The organism is Lederbergia citrea (genome assembly GCF_018343525.1).
In the GTDB taxonomy this organism is placed as follows: Bacteria; Bacillota; Bacilli; order Bacillales; family Bacillaceae_C; genus Lederbergia; species Lederbergia citrea.
Map to the genome: position 1 here is coordinate 781,361 of NZ_JAGYPH010000002.1, position 22,387 is coordinate 803,747.

At 40.9% G+C, this 22,387-nt stretch carries 19 protein-coding genes; 15 read left to right on the top strand and 4 right to left on the bottom strand.

Annotation, left to right across the window (positions count from 1 at the left end; translation table 11 throughout):
- Positions 1-63 precede the first annotated feature (63 nt).
- The 8 genes from KHA88_RS12705 (at position 64) to KHA88_RS12740 (ending at position 11,032) form a co-directional block, all read left to right on the top strand.
- Positions 64-1,227: a galactokinase gene (locus KHA88_RS12705; protein ID WP_213122312.1), complete on the top strand. Its 1,164-nt coding sequence runs from the start codon at positions 64-66 to the stop codon at positions 1,225-1,227.
- A gap of 87 nt (positions 1,228-1,314) precedes the next feature.
- A complete protein-coding gene (gene galE, locus KHA88_RS12710) occupies positions 1,315-2,304 on the top strand; it encodes a UDP-glucose 4-epimerase GalE (protein WP_213122130.1) in 990 nt (329 codons plus the stop codon).
- A 14-nt stretch (positions 2,305-2,318) separates the two neighbouring features.
- Positions 2,319-3,854 (top strand): UDP-glucose--hexose-1-phosphate uridylyltransferase, encoded by a 1,536-nt coding sequence (gene galT / locus KHA88_RS12715; RefSeq protein WP_213122313.1) that lies wholly within the window; start codon positions 2,319-2,321, stop codon positions 3,852-3,854.
- A 160-nt stretch (positions 3,855-4,014) separates the two neighbouring features.
- Positions 4,015-6,648: an endo-beta-N-acetylglucosaminidase gene (locus KHA88_RS12720; protein WP_249313098.1), complete on the top strand. Its 2,634-nt coding sequence runs from the start codon at positions 4,015-4,017 to the stop codon at positions 6,646-6,648.
- A 108-nt stretch (positions 6,649-6,756) separates the two neighbouring features.
- Positions 6,757-7,635 (top strand): ROK family protein, encoded by an 879-nt coding sequence (locus KHA88_RS12725; RefSeq protein ID WP_213122132.1) that lies wholly within the window; start codon positions 6,757-6,759, stop codon positions 7,633-7,635.
- Between the two features lie 239 nt (positions 7,636-7,874).
- Positions 7,875-9,143, top strand: a complete 1,269-nt coding sequence (locus KHA88_RS12730) for an ABC transporter substrate-binding protein (protein WP_213122133.1) — start codon at positions 7,875-7,877, stop codon at positions 9,141-9,143.
- A 79-nt stretch (positions 9,144-9,222) separates the two neighbouring features.
- Positions 9,223-10,170 carry a carbohydrate ABC transporter permease gene (locus KHA88_RS12735; RefSeq protein ID WP_213098245.1) on the top strand — a complete coding sequence of 316 codons (948 nt, stop codon included), beginning with the start codon at positions 9,223-9,225 and terminating at the stop codon, positions 10,168-10,170.
- A 49-nt stretch (positions 10,171-10,219) separates the two neighbouring features.
- Positions 10,220-11,032, top strand: coding sequence for a carbohydrate ABC transporter permease (locus tag KHA88_RS12740; RefSeq protein WP_213107895.1), 813 nt, complete (start codon positions 10,220-10,222; stop codon positions 11,030-11,032).
- Between the two features lie 38 nt (positions 11,033-11,070).
- Here KHA88_RS12740 and KHA88_RS12745 read toward each other — a convergent pair whose 3' ends face one another.
- Positions 11,071-11,709, bottom strand: coding sequence for a YigZ family protein (locus KHA88_RS12745; protein WP_213122134.1), 639 nt, complete (start codon positions 11,707-11,709; stop codon positions 11,071-11,073).
- 323 nt (positions 11,710-12,032) lie between these two features.
- Here KHA88_RS12745 and KHA88_RS12750 point away from each other — a divergent pair, with 323 nt between their 5' ends.
- Complete coding sequence (locus tag KHA88_RS12750) at positions 12,033-13,175, top strand: sensor histidine kinase (protein ID WP_213107897.1); 1,143 nt, start codon at positions 12,033-12,035, stop codon at positions 13,173-13,175.
- Between the two features lie 40 nt (positions 13,176-13,215).
- Positions 13,216-13,896, top strand: a complete 681-nt coding sequence (locus tag KHA88_RS12755; RefSeq protein ID WP_213098241.1) for a response regulator — start codon at positions 13,216-13,218, stop codon at positions 13,894-13,896.
- Between the two features lie 115 nt (positions 13,897-14,011).
- Here KHA88_RS12755 and KHA88_RS12760 read toward each other — a convergent pair.
- The 3 genes from KHA88_RS12760 to treP form a co-directional block, all read right to left on the bottom strand.
- A protein-coding gene (locus KHA88_RS12760) for an IS3 family transposase (RefSeq protein ID WP_213121260.1) occupies positions 14,012-15,366 on the bottom strand; the annotation gives its coding sequence in 2 pieces (ribosomal slippage) (positions 14,012-14,913 and positions 14,913-15,366; 1,356 coding nt in all).
- A gap of 70 nt (positions 15,367-15,436) precedes the next feature.
- Positions 15,437-16,192, bottom strand: a complete 756-nt coding sequence (locus KHA88_RS12765) for a basic secretory protein-like protein (RefSeq protein WP_213122135.1) — start codon at positions 16,190-16,192, stop codon at positions 15,437-15,439.
- A gap of 425 nt (positions 16,193-16,617) precedes the next feature.
- Complete coding sequence (treP, locus tag KHA88_RS12770; protein WP_213122136.1) at positions 16,618-18,048, bottom strand: PTS system trehalose-specific EIIBC component; 1,431 nt, start codon at positions 18,046-18,048, stop codon at positions 16,618-16,620.
- A gap of 279 nt (positions 18,049-18,327) precedes the next feature.
- Between treP and KHA88_RS12775 the strand changes: the two genes are divergently transcribed.
- The 5 genes from KHA88_RS12775 (at position 18,328) to flgM (ending at position 22,199) form a co-directional block, all read left to right on the top strand.
- The gene (locus KHA88_RS12775; RefSeq protein WP_213122137.1) at positions 18,328-19,170 is read left to right on the top strand and encodes a DegV family protein; all 843 of its coding nucleotides are present in this window, start codon (positions 18,328-18,330) and stop codon (positions 19,168-19,170) included.
- A 71-nt stretch (positions 19,171-19,241) separates the two neighbouring features.
- Positions 19,242-20,648 (top strand): ATP-dependent helicase ComFA, encoded by a 1,407-nt coding sequence (locus KHA88_RS12780; RefSeq protein WP_213122138.1) that lies wholly within the window; start codon positions 19,242-19,244, stop codon positions 20,646-20,648.
- Positions 20,645-21,355 carry a ComFC family protein gene (locus KHA88_RS12785; RefSeq protein ID WP_213122139.1) on the top strand — a complete coding sequence of 237 codons (711 nt, stop codon included), beginning with the start codon at positions 20,645-20,647 and terminating at the stop codon, positions 21,353-21,355. The genes KHA88_RS12780 and KHA88_RS12785 overlap by 4 nt, the downstream gene beginning before the upstream one ends.
- A gap of 69 nt (positions 21,356-21,424) precedes the next feature.
- Positions 21,425-21,829, top strand: a complete 405-nt coding sequence (locus KHA88_RS12790) for a TIGR03826 family flagellar region protein (RefSeq protein WP_213122140.1) — start codon at positions 21,425-21,427, stop codon at positions 21,827-21,829.
- A 112-nt stretch (positions 21,830-21,941) separates the two neighbouring features.
- Positions 21,942-22,199 carry a flagellar biosynthesis anti-sigma factor FlgM gene (gene flgM, locus KHA88_RS12795; RefSeq protein ID WP_213098233.1) on the top strand — a complete coding sequence of 86 codons (258 nt, stop codon included), beginning with the start codon at positions 21,942-21,944 and terminating at the stop codon, positions 22,197-22,199.
- Positions 22,200-22,387 lie beyond the last annotated feature (188 nt).

Consider the following 22,387-nt stretch of genomic DNA (forward strand, 5'->3'; position numbering starts at 1 on the left):
AATTAAGTAAGTTATTTTATTCAATAATAACGAAAATGAAGAAGGTGACAAGCGTTGAAAGAGATAAATGAATTGAAAGAAAAATTTATTGAATTATTTGGTGAAGGTGGAGAAATCCGCACATTTTTTGCCCCTGGACGTGTCAATTTAATCGGAGAACATACGGATTATAACGGTGGTCACGTTTTTCCATGTGCGCTGGATGTCGGGACAACAGCGATAGCTCGAAAAAGAGACAATCAGCAGCTTCGTTTATATTCAGTCAATTTCCCTGAAGTTGGCGTGATTGAATCGAGTTTGGAAACCCTTAAATACCGGGAAGAAGACAACTGGGCGAATTATCCGAAAGGAGTCGCCGATGTTTTTCAAAAAGCCGGTCTCAAATTGGATGATGGATTTGATGTCCTTTTTTACGGGAACATTCCAAACGGCGCAGGCTTGTCGTCATCAGCATCGATTGAACTGGCAACTGCGGTGATGCTGAACGAATTATGTGGGTTAAATTTGGATATGGTTGAACTTGTAAAATTTGCACAAAAGGCTGAAAATGAGTTTATTGGCGTCAATTGCGGCATCATGGACCAATTTGCCAGCGGTATGGGTAAAGCAGGCCATGCAATTTTACTTGATTGTCAGACACTTCAATATAAATATAGTCCGCTTCAACTGGAAGACCATGTGTTGGTCATTGCGAATACGAATAAACGCCGGGGACTTGCCGATTCTAAATACAATGAGCGCCGCGAACAATGTGAGCGGGCATTGGCGCAGTTGCAATCTGAACTCAATATTGAATCGCTTGGAGATTTGACCGTTGAGGAGTTTGAAGCAAATCAGCATCTCATTCAAGATGAAATCGACCGCAAGCGGGCAAAACATGCTGTTTCAGAAAATCAGCGCACATTGGCTGCTGTTGAAAAGTTAAATGCAGGTGATATAGAAGCTTTCGGCCAATTGATGAATGATTCGCATGTATCCCTCAGGGACGATTATGAAGTTACCGGAAATGAACTTGATTCACTCGTACAAGCAGCTTGGGATGAAGGAGCCGTTGGTGCACGCATGACCGGCGCCGGCTTTGGCGGCTGTACTATTAACGTAGTGAACAAAACGGAACTTAACGAATTTATTAAAAACGTCGGCGAAAAATATGAAGCAGCAACAAAACTCAAAGCCGACTTCTACGTCGTCGGCATCGGAGACGGAGCACGAGAAATCGGGCGGTGACAGGCACCACCCGAAATATGTCGAAAACAAATCGGGGAGTGACAGGCACGCCCCGGAATTTGTCGAATAAATGGAGGAGGAGTTTGGATGGCGATTTTAGTTTGCGGCGGTGCTGGGTATATTGGCAGCCATGCGGTTGCGGAGTTGCTTGGACGCGGGGAAGAGGTTGTCGTTTTAGATAATATGCAAAAGGGGCATGTTGCAGCGCTATCGGAAGGTGCGGTCATTTATGATGGCGATCTTCGTGATGAACCATTGCTTGATCTTGTATTTACGGAAAATAATATTGAAGCTGTTATGCATTTTGCAGCCGATTCGCTTGTCGGTGAAAGCGTGCATGAGCCGCTCAAGTATTATGATAATAATGTTGGTGGAGCAATTGCACTACTCAAAGCGATGAATAAGCATGGTGTTAAAAACATTGTCTTTTCATCTACGGCAGCAACATACGGGGAACCGAAAGAAATTCCAATCCTTGAATCTGCAGAAACGAACCCGACGAATCCATATGGTGAAACGAAGCTTGCGGTTGAAAAAATGCTGAAATGGTGTGAACAAGCGTACGGAATCAAACACGTCGTTCTTCGTTATTTTAACGTTGCAGGTGCACATCCGAATGGCATTATTGGCGAAGATCATAATCCGGAAACGCATTTAATTCCGATTATTTTGGAAGCAGCCCTCGGTAAACGTGATGCAATATCCATCTTTGGCGACGATTATGACACACCGGACGGCACATGTATCCGCGATTATATTCATGTTATGGACTTGGTTGATGCTCATATTTTAGCGATAGAAAAATTACGAAAAACAAATAACAGCGGCACTTATAACTTGGGGAACGGCAACGGATTCAGTGTGAAGGAAGTCATTGAAGTAGCGCGGACGGTAACTGGAAAAGAAATTCCGGCAATTGTGGCTCCAAGACGTGAAGGCGACCCAGCGAGGCTTGTCGCTTCATCGGAAAAAGCGAAGAAGGAGTTAGGCTGGAAACCTCAATACGACTCATTAGAATCGATGGTTGAAAGTGCATGGACATGGTTCCAAAAGCACCCAGAAGGCTATGTTCAATGAAAGAGGTTGGAACGATGAATATATATGAAGCATTAGAACAGCTCATTCAATATGGCCTGGAAAAAAAACTGATCGAAACATGGGATGTTGACTACGTTCGGAACGACCTGCTCGCCACCCTAGACCTCGATGAATGGCAACAAACCGATTCGACAAATTTCGGGGCGTGCCTGTCACTCCCCGATATTTTGGGGACGATTTTGGATTGGGCAGCGGAGAATGGGCGGCTTGAGCATGATTCTGTGACGTATCGTGATTTGCTGGATACGGAGATTATGGGTGCATTTGTGGCAAGACCTTCGACGGTTATCCATCATTTTTATAGCATTTATAAATCAGAGGGGCCTGAAGCGGCAACTAATTATTTTTACAAACTTTCGAAGGATTCCCATTATATTAGGACGGACCGGGTTGCCAAAAATGAACATTGGTACTCTTCAACTCCGTATGGTGATCTCGAAATTACGATCAACTTATCAAAGCCTGAAAAAGATCCAGTTGCCATCGCGGCTGAAAAAAACAACGTAACGATTTCGTATCCGGATTGTTTGCTTTGTAAAGAAAACGTTGGCTATGCAGGAAGAGTGGATCATCCTGCCCGGCAAAATCACCGGATTATTCCTGTAGATTTGAACGGTAATCAATGGTTCCTGCAATTCTCTCCATATGTATACTATAACGAGCATGCGATTGTTTTTTCAGGGGAACACGAGCCAATGAAAATCTCGAAAGCGGGCTTTGAAAGACTGCTTGCTTTTGTTGAACAATTTCCTCATTATTTCGTTGGATCAAACGCAGATTTGCCGATAGTCGGCGGGTCAATATTAAGCCATGATCATTTCCAAGGCGGAAATCACGTTTTTCCAATGGCTAAAGCGGAAATAGAAGAGTCATTTGTTTTTGAGGGATATGAGGAAGTCGAAGCGGGTATTGTTAACTGGCCAATGTCAGTCATCCGTCTGCGCGGAAAGGACCGTGGGCAGGTAGCTGATCTTGCTGCTCTTGTCACGAACTCATGGAAATATTACAGTGATCCAGAGGTAGGCATTCATGCGTCAAGCGCTGCTGTTCCGCATAATACCGTCACACCGATTGTTCGCCGTTCCGGTGAAAATTTCGAGTTTGACCTGGTCCTCCGAAACAACCGGACAAATGAAGAGCATCCGCTTGGCATTTTTCACCCACATGATGAAGTACATCATATCAAAAAAGAAAATATTGGTTTAATTGAAGTAATGGGGCTGGCAGTTCTTCCAGGTCGATTAAAAGAAGAGCTACAGCTAGTCGCGGACTATTTATTGCAGCCTGATTATCAGGAACGCCTTATTGCCGATGACCGAACTAGTAAACACGCTGCATGGGCAACCGGCATTATTGATTCCTACCCGCAACTCAATGAGGAAAATATCCATGGCATCTTGCGTGATGAAGTGGGACGGATTTTTTCAATCGTGCTTGAACATGCGGGAGTATTTAAAAGAACGGAAGAGGGCCAAATGGCCTTTAGAAGATTTATCAAAAGTGCCATTTTACCTATAACAAAGATCTAGGCTAGTCTAATAGCCTATTTCGGGGTCAGCTCCTAGACTGGCCCTTTTTTTTATGTAATAATTTCTGAAGAGATCGAAAACTTTTATTTATAAAAAAATGACAGCGCTTACAGGGGGTGAGGGGAAATTTTTAAAAAAATATATAGATGGAGGTATGGATTTGAGAAAATTTCCATTTTGTTTAATCTTTCTTGTTATACTATTTTTTTCGCCTATTAAAAGTATGGCTGATCAGCCCGTTTCATCTTATTGGTTCCCTGAAGGGCTGATGGAGTGGACTCCTGAAAACGATCCGCATGCAAGTTTCAATAAGAGTACAGTTCCGTTGAAGAAAAGCGAATCTTTATATCAAGATAATAATCATGCTCAATCAGATGCAAAGCTTGCTGCTCTTTCCGCTTTAAATCCGCATACGAGCGGCGTTCCTTCCCAAGGTGGGAAAGAATTTTTTGCCAATACGTTCAGCTACTGGCAATACGTTGACTTAATGGTGTACTGGGCCGGATCGGCCGGGGAAGGCATCATTGTTCCCCCGAGCGCTGATGTCATTGATGCTGCACATAAAAATGGCGTACCCATTTTAGGAAATATCTTTTTCCCTCCGACAGTTTACGGCGGAAAATTTGCGTGGGTTGAACAAATGCTTGTCCAAAATGAAGATGGATCATTTCCAGCTGCAGACAAGCTCTTGGAAGTAGCTGAATACTACGGTTTTGACGGTTGGTTTATTAATCAGGAAACAGAAGGCGGCACTACTAAAACAGCTGAGAAAATGAATGATTTTCTTGATTATTTACAAGCAAATAAGCGAGAAGGTATGCATATTCAGTGGTATGATTCCATGATTGATAACGGAAGAATTTCTTGGCAAAATGCGTTAACAGACAGGAACCAAACGTTTTTCGAGAAATCCGATAGTATGTTCCTTAACTTTTGGTGGAATAGCCAGAAGAATTCTTCTGAAAAAGCAAAACAACTTGGAAGAAGCGAGTATGATTTGTATACCGGCATTGATGTAGAGGCGCGCGGTACAGAAACAAATATTCCTTGGGAAGGGATTTTTCCTGAAGGGCAAAAACCGTATACATCGCTGGGGATTTATCGTCCGGATTGGGCTTTTAAAACAGCTTTCTCCACCGAAGAGTTTTTTGAAAAAGAAAATCTGTTTTGGGTTGGGAAAAACGGAGATCCGCGTAAAACAGCTGATAATGGCCAATGGAAGGGAATGGCTCATTATTTTACGGCAAAAACAGTAATTAATGAACTCCCATTTACGACTAATTTTAATACAGGAAGTGGAAAAACATTCGCATTGGACGGTAAAACCGTTTCAAGCAACGAATGGAACAACCGTAGCCTTCAAGATATCCTGCCAACTTGGCGCTGGATCAGAGAAAGTAATGGAACTCCCTTAGAAATTGACTTTGACTGGGATCAACCTTTTTATGGCGGAAGTTCCTTAAAGATTTCCGGTGAAATTAGTAAAAGTAATGCGACTAATTTTAAGCTGTTTAAAACAAATTTGCCAATTGAAAAAGATACTGAAATCTCCATCACGTATAAAACAAAGGTTGATTCACCAACCATGAAAGTCGGAGTTAGTTTCCAAGATCATCCCGACAAATTCACGTTCTTTGACGTAAAGAAAAAGAGTCATGACAGGTGGACTTCAGATCAATTGAAGCTAAAAAAATACGAAGGAAAAACAATTGCGACAATTTCAATTTTGCTTGAAAACGATAAAAAAATAGAAGATTATGTGATGAATATAGGAGAATTGAAGATATATAATAAAGAAGCCGATAAAGAAAGCCCGGCGACTGTCAAACATCTTCAATCTTCAAAACAAGAATTTCAACAAGGTATTTATACGAATCTAGCATTAAATTGGAAGGATACACAAGAAAATGTTAGTCGCTACGACATTTATAGAATACTTCCTGATGGAAGCAAAGAATGGGTAGGAGCAACGCCGAATACGACCTATTATTTATCCAATCTGAAAAGAATTGGGAAAGAGAAAACAACAAAATTGGAAGTTGTCACTGTGAATGAACACAATCAGCGCAGTAAACCAATTTCGACTTCGTTTGAATGGCCAGCTTATCCAATACCGACAGCTGATTTTGATGTAAAGCAAACCGTAGCAGCACCGGGTGAGGAAATTCAGTTTTTCAATAAATCGTCAGAAGTGACTGAGGAATGGGAATGGTATTTTGAAGGTGGATCTCCGGAGACAAGCACGGAAGAAAACCCGATTGTGATGTATTCAGAAGAAGGGAAATATACCGTTCGTTTAACTGCCAAAAATAGTGAAGGTAAAGATACAGTAACGAAAGAAGCGCTCATTACAATTTCAAAAGATGCTAAAAATATAACAAATCTTGCATTAAATAAAATCGGAACCGTCAGCGGCCGATGTGCAGCAAGTGAAGGTGCAGAAAAAGCAACCGACGGAATTGTCACGAATAATAGTAAATGGTGCTCTCTCGATAAAAACGCTTGGCTTCAGCTTGACCTTAGGGAATCCAAGCATCTTACAAAGTTCGTATTAAAACATGCTGAAGCAGGTGGAGAGCCAGCAGCATTCAATACGAAAGCATTCTCGATTAAGGTTAGTCAGGACGGAGTCCATTGGTCAGACGCTGTCGCCGTTAATGACAATTCACTTGGGATATCCGAGCATTCAATCATGCCGATCGAAGCACGATACGTCCGGCTGGATATCATTCAGCCAACCCAAGGCGGAGATCAGGCGACAAGAATTTATGAATTTGAAGTGTATGGTTTTTAATTTGAGTCAGCTGCTTGGCAGCTGACTTTTTAGATATTTACATTATATTAATATACTCTTCAGAATCATGGTAAACTGAAAGTATATTAAATAAAAGAGGTGTTTCTAATGTTAGGAGCCATTGAAGCAGGGGGAACGAAGTTTGTATGCGCTGTTGGAACGGAAGATGGAAAAATCATTGAGCGAATCCAAATTGATACATTAACTCCGGAACAGACAATGCCGGAAGTCATCGGATTTTTTCAAAAATATGAAATCGATGCTCTAGGGATCGGATCATTTGGTCCAGTAGATATCGACAAAAATAGTGAGACATACGGGAATATTACATCTACACCTAAACAAGGCTGGGCCAACTTTCCATTCGTAAAAACGATGGAAGAGGCATTGAATGTCCCGATTGAATTCAATACGGATGTGAATGCCGCAGCATTGGGTGAGATGATGCATGGTGCAGCACAAGGCGTTGATAGCTGCTTATACATAACGGTTGGGACAGGCATTGGCGGAGGTGCTGTCGTTCAAGGGAAAATGTTGCAAGGACTTTCCCATCCGGAAATGGGTCATATTTTGGTGAGGAGGCATCCCGATGATTCTTTTATTGGTGCTTGCCCATACCACCAAGATTGTTTAGAAGGGATGGCTGCGGGCCCGGCGATTGAAAAGCGTTGGGGGAAAAAAGGCCATCAATTACAAGACAACGAGAAAGTTTGGGAAATCGAATCCTATTATCTTGCACAGGCGCTCATGCAATACATTGTCATCGTATCACCGAAAAAAATTATCATGGGTGGCGGCGTCATGAAGCAAGCGCAGCTATTCCCACTCGTTCATCAACAAGTGAAGGAACTGCTCAATGGCTATGTTCCACTACCACAAGTTACCGAAAGAATTGAGGACTATATTGTTGCACCTGGTCTTGGCGACGATGCAGGGATTACAGGTGCCTTGATGCTTGCAAAGCAAGCGCTTGAAGCAGCGAAATAAGCAATATTAATCTAGACAGCACCTACCTTAAATAGGAGAAAAGGTGCTGTTTTTTTTTGTTATTAAAGGTGATTTTGTCGAATTGTGTAAAGTGTCAGAAAACGGTTTGACAATTAATTCGATGTCCTCTATTATTCTAATTACCGAATTTACATAACATTCAAAATGCAAGCGCTTTAACAATTATGCTAGGAGTTAAATTTTTACCAATATCAATATTAAAAAAGGGGTGCACAAGAATGGGAAAGAAAAAAGTTTTTAGTATTTTAGCAACATTGATTTTAGTTTTTTCCATGATCGGCTGTAGTAAGTCCAGCTCTTCAGAGGGAGGAAAGGATAAAGACGGCAAGATCACGCTTACTTTATGGTATTGGAATCGCTCCATTGATGACGATTTAATCAAAAAGGTAAATGAACAATTCCCTGATATTAATATTAAAGCGCAAAAAATCGATGGTGGAGAGTATAAAACAAAATTACAAACAGCTTTAACAACTGGTACAGGAGCACCAGATATTGTCGGCTTGAACGACTGGGTGACAGAATTCCTTCCAAATCATGATAAGTTTGTGAATCTATTAGACTATGGCGCTGACAAAGTTAAAGACGATTATTTAGATTGGAAATGGAATTATGGCTTAACACCTGACGGGAAAAACTTAATCGCCTTGCCAATGGATACGGGGCCAACTGCTTTATTCTACCGCGAGGATCTATTCGCACAAGCTGGTTTACCGACAGATCCAGAAGAAGTATCTAAGGAACTTGCAACTTGGGATGATTATATTGCAGCAGGTGAAAAATTAGGGGCAGCTACAGATGCAAAAATGTTTGACACGCTAAATCGTGTATTCACACAATCCATCAGCCAAAGTGACCATGCTTATTTCGATGAGAACGACAATTTCATTGGAGATTCCGGGGCGATTAAGGAAGCTTGGGACAGGGCTGTAACGATACATGAAAAAGGTTTAAGCGCAGACCTTACAGATGAAACTGAGTGGAATGCTGGTATGAATAATGGACAAGTAGCTTCATTTATTGGTGCTGTCTGGGTGAAAAATATTTTGAAAGACGCAGCTCCTGATACTGCTGGGAAATGGCGTATTGCGAGAGCACCAGGCGGAGACGGAAATAACGGAGGATCATTTATCGGTATTTTGAAAAGCTCAAAATATCCAGAAGAAGCCTATAAAGTAATCGAATGGATGATGAATCCTGAAAATCAGCTTCAATCTTATGTAACGATGGATTTATTCCCTTCTACACCAAGCATTTTTGAGGATCCTAAAATGAGTTCTCCAGAAGAATTCTTTGGTAATGAAGAGACAACAAAAGTATTTAGTGAATCTGCTAAAAATGTAAAACCACGTTATTTTGGGGTGGATTTTTCAAGAGTTAACTCCATCTACTCAGATGCATTAACAGATTTAGCGAAACAAGGCGGAGATCCTAAAAAAGCTTGGGATGATGTTTTGAAAAATGTAGAAAAAGAGCTTTCACGATAATATTTTGTTGATCAGGCGAGGTTTTTCACCTCGCCTGATTATAAATTCCAGTCATAGTAGCTTTGCGAGGAGGTATTTCATGGATAGCGCGATTAAGACCGAACAACCAGCGAAGAAACCTATTGAGGCGTCTTCTAAAAGTAGTTTATGGAGGGAAATATACAAAAATAAAGCACTCTACCTTTTCATATCTCCCTTTTATATATTGTTTATTATATTTGGCTTATTTCCGATTATTTTCTCCCTTTATTTGTCCTTTCAAAAATGGGATGGCATTGGACAAATGGAGTTTGTTGGCCTAAAACAATTCAAGTATTTATTATCAGACAATTTATTTTGGCAGTCGGTAGGTAATACCTTTATTATTTGGTTTATATCGACGCTCCCGATGCTTTTTGGAGCCTTAATTATTGCCTTTTTATTAAATGCACCATTTGTAAAATATAAAGGCTTTTACAGATCGGCTTATTTTATTACAAACGTTACTTCGATCGTTGCAGTTACGATTATTTTTAAATCATTTTTCGGCAATCAATACGGCTTATTTAACTACATATTAACAACTATCGGAGCGGAGCCAGTAAAATGGCTGGATTCTAGCATACTAGTGAAAGTTGTTATCGCTTCCATGGTAGTCTGGAGATGGACAGGCTATAACGCCATTATTTATTTAGCTGGATTACAGGCGATCCCTAATGACTTATATGAAGCGGCAAAAATTGATGGAGCCAATACTGCCCAGCAATTTTTCCACATCACGATTCCTTTATTAAGACCTATTATTCTCTTTACAGTCTTGATGACGACGATTGGATCCATGCAATTGTTTACAGAACCGCAAGTTTTGCTTGGAAATTCCGGCGGTGTCGGAGGGGCTGGCTTAACGATTACTCTCTATATGTATAAACAAGGATTTATCGACAATCAATTTGGCTATGCGTCAGTCGTATCTTGGGCGTTATTCGTCATTATTGGGTTATTCTCCTTGTTGAACTGGAAAATCGTTACGAAAGCGGGAGCTAAATAGGATTAGAAAGGGAGGGATTTTTGTGAATGTGAATAAATCTCGTCTTCGAATGAAGACTATCATCTTGCATTTTTTACTATTGATTGGAGTTTCAATATCGGTTTTCCCTTTTTATTGGCTGGCCGTCATGTCAACAAATAAAACGAGCGATATATTGAGATTCCCGCCAAAGCTCATATTTGGATCTGAATTAGTAACGAATGTGACGAATGTAATGGAAAATGTTGACTTTTTTCAAGCATTCTTAAATACATTATTTGTTACAACAGTTTCTGTACTTTGTGTATTATTTTTCTGTTCATTAGCCGGATTTACATTTGCTAAATTTGAATTTCCGGGTAAAAAGTGGCTGTTTGGCCTTTTGCTTATTACCTTAATGATTCCGTCGCAGCTCTCATTTATACCTTCCTATATTATCATTTCAAAAATAGGTTGGGTCGGAACTTTTAAAGCATTGATTGTTCCGGGAGTAGCGAATGCGTTTGGAATATTTTGGGTTAGACAGTTCTCTCAAGAAGCCATAAATGACAGTTTACTAGACGCTGGAAGGCTAGATGGCTGTAACCATTTCCGCTTATATTGGAATATTGCCTTGCCAATCTTGCGTCCTGCCTTAGCTTTCCTTGGTATTTTCTCCTTTATTGGCGTTTGGAATGATTATTTATGGCCGTTAATCGTACTCAATGATCCGTCGAAATACACATTGCAAGTAACATTGTCGCAATTGAATGGTATTTATACTACTGATTACGGGATGGTTATGGCTGGTACACTTCTAGCAACATTGCCGTTGATTATTATGTTCCTATTTGTTAGCAGACAATTTATTTCCGGCATTGCAGCGGGGGCGGTAAAAGATTAAAAGAAAACCCTGAAAGTGAGCTTTCAGGGTTTTTACTATCAAACAGGGATATCAGTTTCCAAGTACAATGTTTCCCCTTGTGAAATTTCAGCTTGGCCATTCGTCATATCCGTCATCCAATCAGTGAAATTTTTAATCTGGCTTTCTTCAACATATGTTTCAATCTCTACTTGATCGGAATAGTGGATATCCTTCAGCTGATAAACGGATGACCGCAGTTCGTTTTCTAATTTACCAAGCCATGGGTAATCTGCTTTCACATGCATGATGGCCATAAGCTTTCTTTCAACTACACCTACAGCATTGATCCCTTCAGACGTTGATTTTCCGTAAGCACGAATGAGACCGCCAGCGCCAAGCTTAATACCGCCGAAATATCTTGTCACGACGACGACTGTATCCTTTAAGTCGCGCTTTTTCAGAACTTCGAGCATTGGGACACCAGCTGTTCCGCTTGGCTCGCCATCATCATTAGCTTTTTGGATCTGGTTGTGCTCGCCAATTAAATAGGCAGAACAATTATGGGTAGCATTCCAATGTTTCTTTTTAATCTCTTGAATGAATGCTTGGGCTTTTTCTTCCGATTCAGCCCTTTCGATGTGGGCTATAAATCGCGATTTTTGAATGATGATTTCGTGTTCGCCCGGTTCTTTTACAGTAAAATAGTGCGGAAGCAATGAATCGGCTCCTCTCCACGAAGTAAATGTAAGGAAATCTTAATGTTACACAAAATTATACATGATATAATAAGTAAATAGTATCATTAGGCTTTATAAAAAGCTGTAATGAAACTGTAATATAGCTCTACGGATATAGGTTTTTAACGGGTCTTTTTTCTAGGGTAATGGGTATAAAGTGCGATGTGATAACTATTTAAATAGTTTGTATTCGGTAGTTTAGAATCGTTTTCAGAGAATTGATGTTTTAAAATAGTTGAATTCTATTTAATCATGTAAAATAAATTTAAATCCTGTAAAGGGGGGTATCCCTCGAGGTAAACATGGCTTTAAGAAAACTTGATATTAAAGCACTAGATATGATTGTGGAGCAAATGATAGATACAGTAGATAAGAGTAAGGATGAAATTTTTAAAATAGGTGAGCAATGCAGGCAAGATCACGATTCTTTTGTAGCGGAGTTAAAAGAGATTAAAACGCAAGTGAAGCAAGTCATCACAGAAGGCGACAGTCTAGAGATTAAATCTAAACTTGCGAGGCGACGCCTCTCTGAAGTAAGCAGGAATTTCAGTGAGTTTTCGGAGGAACATGTCCGAAAAGTTTATGAAAATGCCCATGAGCTACATACAAAGCTGACGATTAATAATCAATTGGAAAAGCAACTTAGGGTACGCCGGGATGACTTGGAAAGGCGCCTTCTGGCTCTGCAGGAAACCATTGATCGTGCAGAAACACTCGTATCGCAAATTTCCATCGTCTCCAATTATTTAGTATGTGACATAAAAGAAATTGGGATTGCCCTTGAAGACGCGAAGATGAAACAAGATTTCGGCTTGCGTATTATTGAGGCGCAAGAAGAAGAAAGGAAGCGCCTATCCCGCGAGATTCATGATGGCCCTGCCCAGCTGATGGCTAATGTATTAATTCGGTCAGATCTAGCTGAGAAGGTGCACAGGGAAAAAGGACCCGAACAATCGCTGCTAGAAATCCGCAGTTTAAAGGAAATGATCCGGGCAGCTTTATATGAAGTACGTCGCATTATTTATGACCTGAGGCCAATGGCACTAGACGATCTTGGTCTCGTTCCTACACTTGAAAGGTATTTAGCCACAGTCGAAGAATATAATAAAGTCGTAAAAATTTATTTTCATGCTCTGGGCCAGGAAAAAAGATTAGCTTCCAAATATGAAGTGGCTCTTTTTCGGTTGATCCAGGAAGCTGTGCAAAATGCATTGAAGCATGCACAAGCTAGTGAAATAAAAGTCAAAATGGAAATACTAAAAGATTATGTAACAGTGATTGTGAAAGATGATGGTGTCGGATTTAATCCTGAGGAGAGAAAACAAGGATCCTTCGGGCTAATAGGTATGCAGGAACGGATCGTTATTTTAGAAGGTTCAATTTCTTTTGAATCTAAGCCAGGTTTAGGTACAGCAGTAAAGATTCAAATACCATTAATGGATTAATTAAAAAAATGTGATTTAGAGGCATGAGGGGGAATAAATTGTGACAACTAGGATTGTAATCATTGATGATCATCAATTGTTTCGTGAAGGTGTGAAACGTATTCTTGAATTTGAAAAAACATTCTCGGTTGTGGCAGAAGGTGAAGATGGATGTGCCGCTGTTCAACTGGTGGAGGAACATTCGCCGGATGTAGTGCTTCTTGATATCAATATGAAAACGACAAACGGTATCGAAGCGACACGTCAATTGATTGAGGCATATCCAGATACGAAAGCTATGATTCTATCGATTCACGATGACGAAGCATATGTGACACATGCTCTTAAAACAGGGGCAAGTGGTTATATGCTGAAGGAAATGGATTCGGATGAATTGATCGAAGCAGTGAAAATAGTTGCGGATGGTGGATCTTACATACACCCTAAAGTAACACATAAGTTGGTAAACGAATATCGCCGTCTCGCTAATCAGCATAACCAAGGCAGTGGTTACCAGCAGCCAGAACTGCATATCCCACTTCATTTATTGACAAGCAGGGAATGCGAAGTATTACAGCTTCTTGCAGACGGGAAAAGCAACCGTGGAATCGGCGAAGCACTCTTTATTAGTGAAAAAACCGTCAAAAACCACGTCAGCAACATCCTTCAAAAAATGAACGTCAACGACCGCACCCAAGCAGTAGTCACCGCAATCAAAAACGGCTGGGTAGAAGTCAGATAAAACAAAAGGACAGGTTCGAGAACGTATTAACATACGTTCGAACCTGTCCTTTTTTTCGACAAAATTCGGGACGTGCCTGTGAAGTGACCCCGAAAAGTTAGACACGGTTATTTCATCAGGCAGCTTGCTCAAAATGAGTTCGGTATTGTACCGGACTCATTTTTAATTTTGCCTTCATCCGTTTCGTATTATAGTATTCTATATATTTTTCTAATTCTTGTTGAAAATGTTCTACACTCTTAAATTCACCATAGTAAATGAATTCTGACTTTAGTATTCCGAAGAAGTTCTCCATCACAGAGTTGTCGTAACAGTTTCCTTTACGAGACATACTTTGTTTAATCCCTCTTGCTTGAAGCGCATGGCGATATTGTTTCATTTGATAGTGCCAGCCTTGATCTGAATGCATCAGTAGTGAGTTCTCTTCAGGTAGGCGTTCTAATGCCTTCTCTAACATTTCCGAAACCAATGAATACGTTGGTCGCGGGCCAATGGTATACGTAATAATCTCGCGATTAAATAAATCTAATACAGGCGATAAATACAGCTTTTCTCCAAATAATTTAAATTCCGTAATATCTGTTACCCATTTTTCGTTAGGGGCGTCCGCTGTAAATTGGCGGTCTAAATGATTAGGCGCAATTTTACCGACAGTGCCTTTATAAGATTTATATTTTTTCATACGTACAAGGCATTTCAAACCTAACTCTTTCATGATACGTTGAACCTTCTTATGATTTACTTTTTTTCCACGATTCGCTAGCTCATCACGAATACGACGGTAACCGTAACGACCTTCGTGTTCTTCATAAATCGCTTTGATTTCTACTTTTAAATCGGCATCTGGATCAGGCTGATTCATTCGTTTCACTAAGTCATAATACGTACTACGTGGAATGCCAGCGAGCTTTACAAGTGCTTTCACCGAATATTTATGCCTTAACTCAAAGACTATTTGCGCTTTGTCTTGTTTGGTGATTTTTCCTTGTTTTGAACTAAGGCATTCAACTTTTTTAAATACTCGTTTTCCATTTCAAGCTGTTTAATGCGCGCTTCTAAAGCTTCAACTGAACCTTCAGCTAATGCTTGTTTTGGTTGTTTATTTGACTCCTTATTCATGGATGGACGCCCCTTTTTCTTTGTCTGAAGGGCATCAATTCCTTGTTTTTCGAGTTGATTCTTCCAAACAAGAATACTAGAAGGTGCAGGAATATTAAATATAGCTGCTGTTTCGGTTAAGGATGCGCCATTTTCAGTCATAAAGTTTAGTACATCCAGTTTAAACTGTTGTGTATAACTTGTACATTGTTTATTAAAAGCTTCTACCCCATTATGTTCAAATTGCTTTGCCCATTTATAGATGTGTCTAAAATTTATCCCCAGAGATTTTCCGACTTCTCTGTAACTCTCATTCCCATTTAAATAACGAGCAACAGCTTGTAATTTTTCTTCCGCAGTAAATTTAGCCATAAAAATACACCCCAATTGTTAGAGTATGTGTCTAACAATTGGGGTGCAGTTCACTGTCACTTGTCGTTTTTTATTTTATTTTATATTTTACTTTTACTTCTGGATTTTCTTTGTATTCCTGCCATAGTTCTTCAATAGACTTTCCGGTTAATGTTTTAAAAGAATTTAAGTCGTACGTCATTTGTTGGAGCTGAGCATTTAATTGATCAACAATCGTCTTATTTTTATGCTGTTCCAGCCATAATAGAAAGCGAGCCGTAACTCGGTATCCACTGTCATATCGGTCAGTTTCTTTTACTTCCTCTGGCAACATCCACCTTCCGTCATGAGGACCGTAGGCATAGCGAATATAATCGGAAATACCTTCAACTAACCACCAGTTGGAATTATCATAGCGAGGATACGCCTGAACGATATGAGATAATTCATGGGTAAACAATGCAACATCATATGGGCGAGACACTATGTAGTCGACGCTTACAACAATCGTACCGTTACTTGCATAAGCCACGCCATCGTAGGTCGGGTCAAATTTTAAAGTCACTTTCGTTGGTGCAGCTTTACGATCAGCTGCATAGTCCTTCACTAGTTTTGGAAACATTTTAAAATAGAGCTCGACAAAGTCAGGAATAACGGCCTGCAAATCGGCGTTATTAGCATCGGATATGACTTCTAGTTCATACCCTCTTTTTTCAAAAAATTGGCTGTCACTTTGTTGTATCGTGGATGTTGCCGCACTATCTTCCGCAAATGCATGTTGCACTGCTGTGAAACTACTAAATGCCAAACTTGCACATATGAAACTAGCTGCAATTTTCTTTCTCATCTTCTCACTCCTCGTATTTTTTAAGGTGATAGAAATTGATTGCGCTTACAATTCTCTTATACTAAACACCTCTCTTCTATATAAAAGATAAGAGCTCATGGTGTTATTTAATCTGATAGTTTAATGGTATATGGACTGCCATTTATTGTAAATGGGCCAATGAGATTGCTTTTCTTCAAGTCTTTTATTCCTACTTTGTACTAGTAGTGGGGTAAGAAAGAAGGGAAAAGGAGAAAAAAATGAAAAAAAGGAGTGCATTTAATCAAAACATGCACCCCTTTTTTCGTATTCCTGAGAATAAAACACTATTGCTTTCTACTCACTAATCATCCACAAGCCTTAGAATACTTCGACAAACTTCGGGGCGTGCCTGTCACCTCCCGAATTCAATTCGACAAAACTCGGGGCGTGCCTGTCACTTGTCGTTACTTGTCGTTTGCGAGTCTTGTTTTGGAGAGGAGCATTGTGAGTGTAAATGGAACGATGAGCACGATGATCATTCCGAGTAGGAAGGCTAGACGGTATCCTTGTGTGATTGAGAGGATTCCCGGCAGTCCGCCTACACCGATTGAAAATGCCATAACATGATTCACGGAAAGCACTATTCCTGCGATGGCAGAACCAATTAACGCACTAAAGAATGGGTAACGATAGCGCAGGTTTACACCGAACATGGCTGGTTCTGTAATCCCCAAGAATGCTGATAGGGCAGAAGTTCCTGCCAAACCTCGCAGTTTTTCGTTTTCTTTCTTAGCTAGGAACATCATAGCAAGTGCAGCTGATCCTTGTGCAATATTGGATAACGCAACCATCGGCCATAGGAAGGTCCCACCAATTTTCGGGTCACCAATCAACTGAAGATCAACTGCTAGGAAAGTATGATGCATCCCCGTAATAACAAGCACTGCATACAGTCCGCCGTAAATAATTCCTCCAAGCCATGCAAAATGTGCGAATAGCCATACAACCGCATCAGTAATGCCATTTCCGATCCAGAAAGTAATCGGACCGATAACAATGAAAGCAGCGAGCCCAGTGACAAGCAACGCCACAGGTCCGACGACGAGTAATTTTACAGAATCATGGACACGTTTATTTAAAAACAGTTCGATTTTTGCAAGTAAAATGGAAGCAAATAAAATTGGTAATACTTGTCCTTGGTAACCAACTTTCTGTACATCTAATCCAAACAAGTTCCAATAAGGAATTTCTCCTTTTGCTTGCGCATCACCAAATGCCCAGGCATTCAAAAGGTCCGGATGGACAAGCATGAGGCCCAGCACAATTCCAAGCAACGGATTTCCGCCAAACCGTTTTACTGCAGACCAACCAATTAGTCCCGGTAAAAATACAAAGGCCGTATTGGCGATTAAGTTAATGATGCTCGCAACGTCTGCCCAATTCTTGTGAACATCGATTACGGATTGACCTTTGTAAAAAATATCTGAGCCCGTAAGGATATTGTTCAGACCCATCAATAGCCCGGCAGTTACAATCGCAGGCAAAATCGGAATAAAAATATCCGCAAGAACCTTAATTGCCCTTTGCAACGGGTTCATATTTTGCTCAGCAGCGCTTTTGACATCATCTTTCGTTGCTGATTGTATCCCCGTTTCTTCCGCGAAAATATTATAAACTTTATCGACAACCCCTTGGCCGATCACTACTTGAAATTGCCCATTGGTAGAAAAGGATCCTTTCACAATATCAATATTTTCAAGCTTTTCCTTATCCACCTTGCTTTCATCATTAAGCACCGTCCGCAGGCGTGTCACACAATGCGTCGCCGAGTGAATATTATCCTTCCCGCCGAGCGCTGCAATAATCTCCTGAACCGAAGTCTTATTGACTCCCATAACCAGTTCCCCTCTCTAAATAAAATGATAGCAATCTGGTAGATATATCCTTTTACACTTTCCCTTTAAAGATGAGCGAAAACCAGAAATATGAAGCGATTACATATCATTTGAAATATATATGTACAAATAGAGTTTAAATCTGTATATACAAGTTGTCAACATTATTCGACATAGTTCGGGTGGTGCCTGTCACCCCCCGAACTATGTACCCTTTTCAAAATGGTGCTTATTCGATAGAATGGAGGAAATCAATGAAAGTATAAAGGATGATTAATAATGAAGACGGCGGTCGTTACGGATAGCACCTCATACATACCGAAGCATATACGTGAAAACCTCGATATATATATGATTCCATTGAATGTAATCATTAATGGTGAACCATATAAGGAAGAAATAGATATTTCAGCTCCAGATTTCTACGAGGAAGTACGAAACGGAAGCGAACTCCCGACAACGTCACAGCCGCCTATCGGTGAATTTGAAGAGCTATACAGTCAGCTCGCAAAAGAATATGATGCCATCATAAGCATCCACCTTTCCAGTGGTATTAGCGGTACATACCAAGGGGCAGTTGCCGCCGCGGAAATGGCGGAAAACGTAAAAATTTATACATATGATTCTGAAATAAGCTGCATGCCACAAGGGTTTTATGTATTGGAAGCGGCGTGGATGGCCCAGCAGGGTAATGGTCCAGAGGAGATTCTTCCACGACTTGATGAATTAAAAGCTGCTATGAAAGCCTGTTTTATGGTCGATGACCTTTCTCATCTTCAACGTGGCGGAAGGCTTTCAAGTGCGCAAGCCATTATCGGCGGTCTCCTTAACATTAAACCGGTACTCCATTTTGAAAATAAAGTGATCGTTCCATTTGAAAAAATTCGTACCCGCAAAAAAGCATTAAAGCGAATCCAGGAAATGTTAGGCGAAGATGTCGACAAGGGTATGCGGTTGAAGGCTACAATTATCCACGCGAATCGAGTGCAGGAAGCAGCAGAATGGAAATCCGAGCTTGAAGCGCTCTATCCAACCGTTGAATTCAGCATCAGTTATTTCGGTCCTGTCATCGGCACCCATCTTGGTGAAGGGGCAATGGGACTGGGCTGGACGGTAAAATAATAGTAAGGGAAGGTGTTGGCTGTCGCCGGCACCTATTCAACCCTATCTGAAATCCAATGAGGTGATAATTTTTGAAAAATAAGACCACAAGCAATTTCTCCCCTGAACTCCAGAGCCACCTATCTGGCCGCTCCCTCCTAGCTACTGAAATCCCCTTTCCGGAAAAACTCATCAAGAAACACAGCGAACTTGAGCTTATTCAATCAACTCCCGGTATTGTCCGGCAGACGAAGTTATTGCGCTGCAATCGCTGTGCTAACACGACACAAAGATTATTCGCTAATTTCCCATGTGCCACTTGCGGAAACGAAGGCGGCTGCCATTATTGCCGAAAATGCATCATGATGGGGCGAGTATCGACATGTACTCCTCTTTACAGTTGGGCTGGGCCAAATCCGGAAGTGCCGGATAAAAGCGATTCTTTCCTTTCTTGGGAAGGCGAGCTTTCCCCTGGACAAATGACTGCCTCAAAAGCTGCTGTTAATGCGGTCAATGAAAACGCCGAGCTGCTCGTTTGGGCAGTATGCGGAGCAGGAAAAACAGAGGTGTTGTTTGAAGCGATTAATCAAGCTTTGCAAAAGAATCTAAGAGTTTGCATCGCCACTCCACGAACCGATGTCGTTCTCGAGCTCGCCCCGCGTTTTAAAAAAGTATTCCCAAGTATACAAGTAGCTGCACTTTACGGAGGCAGTGATGACCGCCATCAATATGCCCCGCTAACCATATCCACCACACATCAGCTCCTTCGCTTTGAAAAAGCCTTCGACGTCATGATCGTTGATGAAGTTGATGCCTTTCCCTTTACTTTCGATGACAGTCTGAAGTGGGCAGTAGAAAAATCCACAAAAATAAAGGCAACCCGCATCTTTTTAACCGCCACACCAAGCGCCAAATGGCAAGCTGAATGCAAATACGGGAAACGTCCACATGTGAAAATTCCTGCGCGCTATCATAGAAAGCCGCTTCCTGTACCTACTTTTAAATGGTGTGGAAATTGGCGGAAGCAGTTGGAAAAAGGCCGGATTCCTCACACCGTTAAGAACTGGACCATACAGCGAATCCAAACCGGAAAACAAACGCTCCTGTTTTTACCTCATATCGAACTAATGGAAAAAGCACTTCCACTCTTTCGCCAACTTCACCCTGATATTGAAACCGTTCATTCGGAAGATCCACTTCGCAAGGAAAAAGTAGAAAAAATGCGCCAAAGAGAAATTCCTCTTCTTCTTACGACAACGATTTTAGAAAGAGGCGTAACTTTTCCTAATATTGATGTCGCTGTCATCGGTGCTGAAGACGATATTTTCACCGAAGCGGCACTCGTCCAAATTGCCGGACGGGTCGGCAGAAGTGCAGATTTTCCCGGTGGAAATATTACTTTTTTTCATTACGGCCGAACGAAAGCGATGATACGAGCGCTCGTCCATATTTCGGAAATGAATAAACAAGCGAAAAAGAAAGGGCTGATTGATTCATGAATCACTGTCTCTACTGCGATACGTTTATCCAGAGCGAAATATCGTGGCAAAAGCTGTTTTATCCATCTGTAGAACCATTTTTTTGCAAAGCTTGCCTTGAAAGTCTTCAGCCAATAACCGGCGGTACTTGCGAAAAATGTTCCCGTCCTCTCGAGGGGCTTTCACCTGAATATATTAAAGGAAAGATGTGCACGGATTGCAGTCGCTGGGAACAGGATGCGAAGTGGAAAGGGATACTTGAAAAAAACATATCACTCTTCATTTATAATGACTTTTTAAAAGAATTATTGGCACGTTATAAATTCCGGGGTGATTACGAATTGGCAAAAGCATTTGCACCACAAATCGGTTCTGCATTAAAGTCAATTCATTATGATTTTCTTGTACCTATTCCACTTAGTAGAGAACGGCTGGAAGAACGAGGTTTTAACCAATCCACTGCCCTTGCCACCTCAGCAAAATTAACCACGTCTGACGACCTGCTCATTAGAATCCATTCTGAAAAACAATCGAAAAAAACTCGTCAAGAACGGCTCGCGCAGGACCAAATTTTTCAGATTAACTCTTCTTCCACATCTATAAAAGGAAAAACGATTCTCCTCATTGACGATATTTATACAACTGGTTCCACACTTCACCAAGCTGCAAAAACACTGAAAAATGCCGGTGCAGAATCGATCAAGTCTTTTACTTTGGCACGAGGCTAGCCTACAAATACACATCATTGAGCCGATATAAAATGTAAGATGATTATAGACGGCTGAGGAGGATATGAAATGGATTTATTGAACTGCCCGAATTGCGGGGATATTTATGTCAAACATGCGATTCGTGATATATGCGATAAATGTTACCGTGAGGAAGAAGCTGATTATGAAAAGGTATATCGGTTTTTGCGTGTCCGGGAAAATAGAGCAGCAACGATTGAAAGAGTAGCGGAGGTAACGGGTGTAAAAGAAGAATTGCTCTATAAATGGGTGCGGAGTGGGCGTTTGCACACTGCACAATTTCCGAATTTAGGTTATCCTTGCGATAAATGTGGAAAGATTATTCGGAAAGGAAAATTATGCGAAGGGTGCGTAACGGGAATGATCGGAGAACTCGAGACTTTCGAAATGGAACGGAATCGTCAAGAAGCGTTACATAAGGCCGTATATCTATCTCGGGATAAGAGAAAATAACTAGTCGAAATTTGGTAGAATTTCACTATAAATCAGCTCTAAACAATCAAAGTTGGAAACCGATATTAATAGTATAAGAATGAATTTGGACGGATTAAAAGGAGGAATGGCCATGAAAATCAATCCTTTTCGACCTGTGGATAATAATCCATATAAACGGCAAGTAAGTAAAACAGAACAGCCGCAAGCCCCAGGTAAAACGGATAAGGTAGAAATCTCCGCTGAAGCGAAAGAAATGCAGCAAACTCCGTCAATCGTGAAAGAGCGGGAAGCCCGAATTGCCGATTTGAAAAACCAGGTCCAAAGCGGAAACTATAAAATAGACCATAAAGCCGTAGCAAAAAGCATTGCCAAATTTTTTGAACTTTAATGTAAAAATTAAATGAAAGTAACATAACGAACGGATTCGGAGAAATGCTCAAGGATGAGCTACTATTTTCTACATCGCCAGTTTAGTAAAACAAATTGGCTTTCTCGTCTAGCTCCAGCGCCCAGCGACTAGCAAACTTCAGGATTCTTCCTACGATAAGTCAACATCGGTTCGCCTTACAGGCTTAC